Here is a 7928-nt window from a genome sequence, read left to right as displayed (position 1 = left end):
CAAGGGGACAAGGGGACAAGGGGACAAGGAGAAATTTTTCCTTCTGCCTTGGAGCCTTTCTTCCCTTCTGCCTTCAGAGAAATTCCTGCCTTGAATTCCGATGACGCGCTACAATCCCAGAGGAATCATAATTGCGCCAGTATATTACTTATGTTTCTTGATGAACTAACCCCCGTTTTTAAAGAAATAATCCAAAACCCTGTTTCCTTTATGGGTGGATTTCTTTCTGGTATGTTTCGCCTTAGCTTAAATGACGATCCCGTGAAAAGCTGGCTAGATCAACAATCAGGTGTTACCACCCCTAGTCCCACCACCACTGAAGGTAACAATGGCAGAAGTAGTGGGCCACAAACAATTTCGATCGAATGATAACTACTTCTTAAGTATCATTACTCATTAAAAAAGCTAGGTCTACCAACTTTGAGTATAGGACTTACACACTCTGGAGCCTGAAACTTAGATCCTCCCTAGCCCCCCTTCCCAAGGGGGGAACTTAATAACCCCCTTGGGAAGGGGGTTGGGCGTACTCAGTGCGTCAGTCCTAAAGTAGACCTTTTTGCTTAAAAAATAATACCTAAGACGTATTGCCTAATAAGTGTTTTTGCTTTATCTGGAAATAGCATTTCTGTAGTTCATCTAAAGTTAGAGGCTCTATGAAAAAAGCCTCTTTAAGATTATTAATAGGAGACGCTTGGGCATGAATCGCAGGAGCAATATCTGAACAACTGCCCCACTCAAAAAGCGGCTTTTGTAGAGAGGAGGAAGATAAATGACAGAAGCTACTGGGCCTCTAGCTCAGGAACCTGCCCTAGACCGGGATTGTACCACACTGTCCCGTCATGTCTTGCAGCAATTACAAAGTTTCTCAGCAGACGCACAAGACTTAAGTGCTTTAATGAATCGCATTGCTTTGGCGGGAAAATTAATTGCTCGCCGCATGAGTAGAGCAGGTTTAATGGAAAATGTCCTGGGATTTACTGGGGAGGTAAATGTACAGGGAGAGTCTGTCAAAAAGATGGACTTATACGCTAATGATGTGTTTATCTCGGTGTTTAAGCAAAGTGGATTAGTTTGTCGCTTAGCTTCCGAGGAAATGGAAAAACCCTATTACATCCCAGAAAATTGCCCAATTGGACGTTATACTTTGCTCTACGATCCGATCGATGGTTCCTCCAACATAGACATCAATATTAATGTTGGTTCTATCTTTTCAATTCGCCAACAAGAAGGCATTGATGAAGATGGTTCTGCCTTAGATTTGTTACAAAATGGACACAAACAAATTGCCGCTGGTTATATACTTTACGGGCCGAGTACTATGCTGGTTTATTCGATCGGCAAAGGTGTTCATTCTTTCACACTAGATCCTAGTTTAGGTGAGTTTATTCTTTCTAACGAAAACATTCAAATTCCCGAACATGGGCCGATTTATAGTGTCAATGAAGGTAACTTTTGGCAGTGGGAAGAATCGATTCGGGATTACATCCGTTATGTGCATCGCCATGAAGGTTATACTGCCCGTTATGGTGGAGCATTAGTGGGAGATTTCCACCGCATTTTGTTTCAGGGGGGAGTATTTTTATATCCCGGCACGAAGAAGAAACCAGAAGGTAAATTGCGGTTGCTTTATGAAGCAGCACCTTTAGCTTTTTTAGCCCAACAAGCTGGTGGTCGTGCTAGTACCGGAATGCAAGATATTATGGATGTAATACCCCAGAAATTGCATGAGCGTGTGCCGCTAATTATTGGCAGTAAAGAGGATGTTGCTTTAGTGGAATCTTTTATTACTGAAGCTGTTAGGGAAAGCCAGGAAAAAGCGATTCTTTAAAGTGAGTCGCGCGGTAATTGTCAGTTCATAAATATTTAATTTACACCAACCAGTTCGCACAGTAGATACTAGTAAAACAGGAAGAACATGACAACCAATCATATCTTAGAAATTCAAGAATACGGTCAAAGCATCTGGATGGATAATTTGACTCGCGATCTGATTGAGTCCGGTGAACTTAAACGAATGATTGAAGATCGTGGGATTAAAGGGATTACTTCTAATCCGGCGATTTTTGAAAAAGCGATCGCAGGCAACAAAATCTACGATGCCGATATCGAAAAAGGCATCCGGGAAGGTTTACCAACTTACAAGATTTACGAATCTCTGATTTTTGACGATATTCGTCATGCTTGCGATATCTTCCGTCCAGTTTACGAACAGTCAAATGGATTAGATGGTTACATCAGCATTGAAGTACCACCTACCATTGCTCACGACACCGAAGCTACCATTAACGAAGCCCGCCGTTACTATCAAGAAATCGGTCGGGAAAACGTGATGATTAAAATTCCTGGAACTAGCGCCGGATTACCCGCAGTTGAGCAAGTAATTGCCGATGGAATTAATGTGAATGTGACACTGTTATTCTCAGTAGACAGTTACATTAATACGGCTTGGGCTTACATTTCTGGCTTGGAAAAACGGGCTGCTGAAGGTAAAGATATTAGCAACATTGCTTCGGTTGCTAGCTTCTTCCTCAGCCGGATTGATTCTAACATTGACGGTCGGATCGATCGCAAATTGAAAGCGGGTGTGGAGAACATTAACGTCGAAGCAAAATTGCGTGATGTGAAAGGGAAAGTTGCCATTGCTAACGCCAAGATTGCTTACCAAAAGTATAAAGAGATTATCGAGAGCGATCGCTGGCAAGCACTAGCCGCCAAAGGTGCCAAAGTCCAACGTTTATTGTGGGCTTCTACTAGCACCAAAGACCCCCATTACAGCGATGTCATGTACGTTGATGAATTGATCGGTCCCGATACAGTGAACACTTTACCACCGAACACGATCGAAGCTTGCGCCGATCACTGTGATGTAGAGAATCGGGTGGAATCGAAAGTCGAAGAAGCTTACTCCCTAATCGAAAACCTCAAAGATCCAGACATTGACATTGACATTAATCAAGTCATGGATGAACTTCTCACCGAAGGAATTGAGAAATTTGTGCAACCCTTCCAATCCTTAATGGATTCTTTAGAAACCAAGGTAAAACAACTGGAGCCAGTTTAAATTAAGGCTATCGTTGCTGCTCATCCCCTTGATGTAGAGACGTTGTATACAACGTCTCTACTCTACTCAGGGGAAGCAGCTTTTCCTCAATCACCACTGTTGTGTTGCCAAATTGGAGACTACTGCCATGTTAAGTACCAACAACACCAGCCTGAACGCCCAGCTTGATGCTGACGAAAAAGCGAGACTTGGCGAACTAGAAACCGTCATCGAACGGGGACTTCAGACTTTTTATGAAGTCGGCAAAGCTTTGGAAGAAATTCGGGAACAGAAACTGTACCGAGAAACTCACAAAACTTTTGAGGCTTATTGCCGAGATAGGTGGGGAATTGCCAGACAGACAGCTTATCGTTTCATTGATGCTGCCCTAGTTATCGAAAATTTGTCACCCATGGGTGACAAAATTCCGACGAAAGAGCGTCAAGTTCGTCCCTTGACTCAACTTCCACCAGCGTTACAGTTAGAAATTTGGCAACAGGCAATAGAGTTAGCGCCAAATGGTATTCCCACAGCCGCAGCAGTACAGCGGTTAGTTGACGAAAAACTCTCATCACCGAAGACAACGCGAAACTCTGCGGGTAATCTCTCGGAAGTAGAACAGTTGCGCCAAGAGAATCAGCGACTCAGAGAGCAAATTCGGCGACAGAATATCGAGAGGGAAAAGCGTTCAGCTGAAGTAGCGGCAGAATTAGAAAGGTTGCGGGAAGAAAACAGACAACTCAAAGCCGAACTTAGACAGCGAGATATTGATTGGGAACGTCGTTTAGCTTATGAAAGGGAGAAAATTAGAGCCGAAGTGAGAGCCGAATTGAAAGCTGAATATGAAGGAATCATTAATTCTTTAACTGCTCAAGTCAAGGAATTAACGCAACAGTTAGAAGAAATACGGTTACAAATTAAGTCGTAATCGAAAATTGACACATATATATAAGGTAGAAAGAACAAAATGGTCACACTGTTACCCAATCCCCTGCGCGTAGGCTTACAACAAGAAAAGATGCCCGAACCACAAATTCTAGTGATCTTCGGTGCATCTGGCGACCTCACTCAACGCAAGTTAATTCCGGCAATTTATTATTTAAGAAGAGAACGACGACTACCACCACAAACTACGATCGTAGGCGTGGCGCGTCGAGACTGGAGTCATGATTATTTCCGCGAACAAATGCGGAAAGGATTAGACGAATTTTCTGAAGGCGTGGGTAGCGAAGAACTTTGGCAAGAATTTGCTCAAGGTTTGTTCTATTGTTCCGGTGATATTGACAACCCAGACAGCTATCAAAAACTCAAAGCATTTTTAGCAGAGTTAGATGGTCAAAGAGGTACGAGAGGAAATCGGGTATTTTACCTATCAGTTGCACCCAAATTGTATGGGGAAGCAATTAAACAGTTGGGAAATGCGGGGATGACTGCTGATGCGACAAAAACCCGCGTGGTGATTGAAAAACCTTTTGGTCGAGATTTAGGAACTGCTAGGGCACTGAACCGAGTTGTAACTCAATATTGCAGAGAACAACAAGTTTATCGGATTGACCACTATTTGGGGAAAGAAACCGTACAAAACTTATTAGTCTTTCGGTTTGCCAATGCGATTTTTGAGCCTTTGTGGAATCGGCAATTTGTCGATCACGTTCAAATTACTGTAGCTGAAACTGTAGGCGTAGAAGACCGTGCAGGTTATTACGAAACCTCTGGGGCGTTGCGTGACATGGTGCAGAACCATTTAATGCAAGTATTTTGCTTGACGGCAATGGAACCGCCTAACTCTTTGGAATCTGATTCTGTGCGGACAGAAAAGGTCAAAGTTTTGCAAGCGACACGCTTGGCAAATGTCCATGATTTAACTCAATCAGCAGTTCGGGCGCAATATTCAGCTGGTTGGATGAAAGGGGAAAAAGTGCCGGGATATCGTGAGGAACATGGAGTCGATCCTAATTCCACTACGCCAACTTATGTGGCGATGAAATTGATGATTGATAATTGGCGTTGGCAAGGTGTACCTTTTTATTTGCGAACTGGGAAACGGATGCCGAAAAAAGTATCGGAAATAGCGATTCATTTTCGGGAAGTGCCTTATTTATTATTTCAGTCGGCAGCCCAACAAGCCAGTGCGAATGTGTTAATTATGCGAATTCAACCAAACGAAGGAATTGCTTTGCGGTTTGAGGTGAAAATGCCTGGTTTAGAAGTGCGAACTCGGACTGTAGAAATGGACTTTGGTTATGGCACAGCTTTTGGTAAAACTAGTGGCGACGCTTACGATCGCTTATTGTTAGACTGCATGATGGGCGACCAAACTTTGTTTACTCGCGCTGATGAAGTAGAAGAAGCTTGGCGAGTAGTTACTCCCGCACTTACAGCATGGGAAACTCCCACAGACCCCGCCTTAATTCCGCAATATGAAGCGGGAACTTGGGAACCAGCAGAAGCAGAATTGCTGATTAACCGTGATGGTAAACGTTGGCGAAGACCCTAATTTAAGAAGGCTCCAAGGCAGAAGGAAATAATTAACCTTTTTCTACTTCATAGTTATTTTTGCTACTCTGCACTAATTGCTCGTTGGTCATTTGTTATTAATAAGTAGAAGCAAATGACCGATTACCAACTACCAATTACCAACTACCAATTACCTAATTAACTATGACTACCTCATCTGCACCATTAGTTTCGTTACAAGCACCAAAAGATGTATCTGTCGCGGATATTGAAACCGAACTAAGTCAAATTTGGCAAAGTTACGGTGATGGCGAAGGTGCTTTTGCAGCTGCAACTAGGGCAGCAACTTTTAGTTTAGTAATTTATGAACCAGAAGAAACCCAACAACTTTTAGCGGTTTTAGGATATTATATGGGGCCGATTGATGGCATTGAAGGGCCTCGGACTCAAGCAGCTTTAGAAGTTGCCCAAAAAGCTTTGGGATTGGAAGTAACCGGAAAGTCTAATTCTGAAACTTTGGCGAAATTAAAAGAGGAAATTGCCAAAAAAGGTGATGGTTTAAAAGCGGATGGTAACGGGGCAAAAAGTACCCAATATGCGTTGGATACTTCTGGAGCTGGTTTTGCTGATGCGATCGCTTCTGTGAATCCTTGTCGCATTATTGCGCTGTGTCCAACTGTGGGTGAAGATGCAGGTGTAAACGCCCAAGTTTCTGCTTATTGTCCGGTTCAAAAACGCACTAGCACGACGTTAATTTGCTGTGAATATATTACTCTGAGAGGGACACAAGCTGCTTTAGATCGGATTAGTGGGATGATTCCAGAATTGGCGATCGCAGATTTGCCCAAATTCGTTTGGTGGAAAGCAACACCCGATCCCAACCACGATTTATTTAAGCGCATTGCTGAGTCTAGCAATTCCATTATTCTTGACTCTTCTCACTTCAATAGTACAGAAGAAGATTTGCTAGTGGTGCAAGATTTGATTGAGTCAGGATTAAATATTGCTGACTTGAATTGGCGGCGTTTGTTCAATTGGCAAGAATTAACCGCAGAAGCATTCGATCCACCAGAACGTCGTCCTCATGTCAAGGAAATTGATCAAGTAACAATTGATTATGAAAAAGGCAATCCAGCACAAGCTTTAATGTTTTTAGGTTGGTTTGCGAGTCGGTTACAATGGCATCCAGTTGCTTATGAACATCAAGGCGGCGAATATGACATTAAAAAGATTAAATTTGTCGGTGCAGATCAACGACAAATTGAAGTAGAATTAGCCGCAATTCCGATCGCCGCTGGAGAAATACCCGGTGATTTAATTGGGTTACGTTTAATGTCAACTAATCCCCAAGCTGACTGCTGCACAATTTTATGTTCCCAAATCGCAGGTTGTATGCGAATGGAATCTGGCGGTGGCGCACAAAATTGTCGCATTGAACAAGTAACACCAATGTTCGATCAACAAGCAGAAAAGTTATTGAGTCAGCAGTTACAACGCTGGAGTCGTGATGTGTTATACGAAGAAAGTATGACAGTAACGGCGCAAATTCTCAAGTTAGTAAATCGGTAGTGGGTAGTGGGTAGTTGGTAATTGTTGAATCAGGAATTGGCAGATCTATGAGATATTAAATGAGAAATTCCCACTACCAACTACCAACTACCAATTACCAAACATGGGTTTAATAATTGCCGGAGAACGCAGCGGGGTAGGTAAAACAACTGTCACGCTTGCCCTGCTTGCTACTTTAAAACATCGCCATTTAGAAGTACAATCTTTTAAGGTTGGGCCAGATTACATTGACCCAATGTTTCATCATTATGTTACTGAAAAACCCTGTCGAAATTTAGATCCAGTACTGACTTCGGAAACCTACGTCAAGCAATGTTTTTCCCGTCATATTCAAGGAGTAGAATTTGCTTTAGTTGAAGGGGTGATGGGGTTGTTTGATGGGGTAAGGGTGACTGGGAATGGGGAAGAAGATAAGTTTTTTGCTAGTACTGCACATATTGCTCGGTTGTTGAATTTACCTGTATTATTAGTGATTGATTGTAGTCGATTGTCGGGTTCTGTCGCTGCGATCGCACAAGGTTTCAGCACTTTTGATCCTAGAATTAAGATAGCTGGTTTAGTATTAAATCGGGTAGGAAGCGATCGACATTTAGAACTTTTAAAAGATGCTTTGTTACCTTTGAATTTGCCGATTTTAGGAGTTTTGCGCCGAGAAGATGATATTGCAATTCCCGATCGACATTTAGGTTTAATACCCACCGCCGAACTTCCCCAATTGGATGCTGTAATTGAGAAATTAGTCCATTTAGGAGAAACCTGTTTTGACTGGGAAAAACTTCTCCCAATGCTGAAAAGTCAAGTAGAACAGTCATCTTGCCTGTCATTGCTAAATTACCAGTCCCCAGTCCCCAGTCCCCAATCC

At 42.7% G+C, this 7928-nt stretch carries 7 protein-coding genes; all 7 read left to right on the top strand.

Going from position 1 to position 7928, the window contains the following annotated elements; all coding sequences use genetic code 11:
* The coding region (locus IQ264_RS33775; protein ID WP_322744835.1) for a hypothetical protein at positions 1 to 369 on the top strand (369 nt) is incomplete at its 5' end.
* 400 nt (positions 370 to 769) lie between these two features.
* Positions 770 to 1828 (top strand): class 1 fructose-bisphosphatase, encoded by a 1059-nt coding sequence (gene fbp, locus IQ264_RS30185; protein ID WP_193986007.1) that lies wholly within the window; start codon positions 770 to 772, stop codon positions 1826 to 1828.
* An 87-nt stretch (positions 1829 to 1915) separates the two neighbouring features.
* Positions 1916 to 3061 (top strand): transaldolase, encoded by a 1146-nt coding sequence (tal, locus tag IQ264_RS30180; protein ID WP_193986005.1) that lies wholly within the window; start codon positions 1916 to 1918, stop codon positions 3059 to 3061.
* Positions 3062 to 3188: 127 nt separating this feature from the next.
* Positions 3189 to 3968 (top strand): hypothetical protein, encoded by a 780-nt coding sequence (locus IQ264_RS30175; RefSeq protein ID WP_193986003.1) that lies wholly within the window; start codon positions 3189 to 3191, stop codon positions 3966 to 3968.
* Between the two features lie 39 nt (positions 3969 to 4007).
* Positions 4008 to 5537: a glucose-6-phosphate dehydrogenase gene (gene zwf, locus IQ264_RS30170; protein ID WP_193986001.1), complete on the top strand. Its 1530-nt coding sequence runs from the start codon at positions 4008 to 4010 to the stop codon at positions 5535 to 5537.
* Positions 5538 to 5701: 164 nt separating this feature from the next.
* A complete protein-coding gene (gene opcA, locus IQ264_RS30165) occupies positions 5702 to 7066 on the top strand; it encodes a glucose-6-phosphate dehydrogenase assembly protein OpcA (RefSeq protein WP_193985998.1) in 1365 nt (454 codons plus the stop codon).
* Between the two features lie 103 nt (positions 7067 to 7169).
* Positions 7170 to 7928: cobyrinate a,c-diamide synthase (locus tag IQ264_RS30160; RefSeq protein ID WP_193985996.1), on the top strand; the 759-nt coding region annotated here is incomplete at its 3' end.

This window comes from [Phormidium] sp. LEGE 05292 (genome assembly GCF_015207735.1).
In the GTDB taxonomy this organism is placed as follows: Bacteria; Cyanobacteriota; Cyanobacteriia; order Cyanobacteriales; family Aerosakkonemataceae; genus Floridanema.
This window is presented reverse-complemented; position numbering and strand designations above follow the sequence as displayed.

Coding starts and splice junctions, on each gene's coding strand:
- fbp (WP_193986007.1), top strand. CDS start 770: ATGACAGAAGCTACTGGGCCTCTAGCTCAGGAACCTGCCCTAGACCGG.
- tal (WP_193986005.1), top strand. CDS start 1,916: ATGACAACCAATCATATCTTAGAAATTCAAGAATACGGTCAAAGCATC.
- IQ264_RS30175 (WP_193986003.1), top strand. CDS start 3,189: ATGTTAAGTACCAACAACACCAGCCTGAACGCCCAGCTTGATGCTGAC.
- zwf (WP_193986001.1), top strand. CDS start 4,008: ATGGTCACACTGTTACCCAATCCCCTGCGCGTAGGCTTACAACAAGAA.
- opcA (WP_193985998.1), top strand. CDS start 5,702: ATGACTACCTCATCTGCACCATTAGTTTCGTTACAAGCACCAAAAGAT.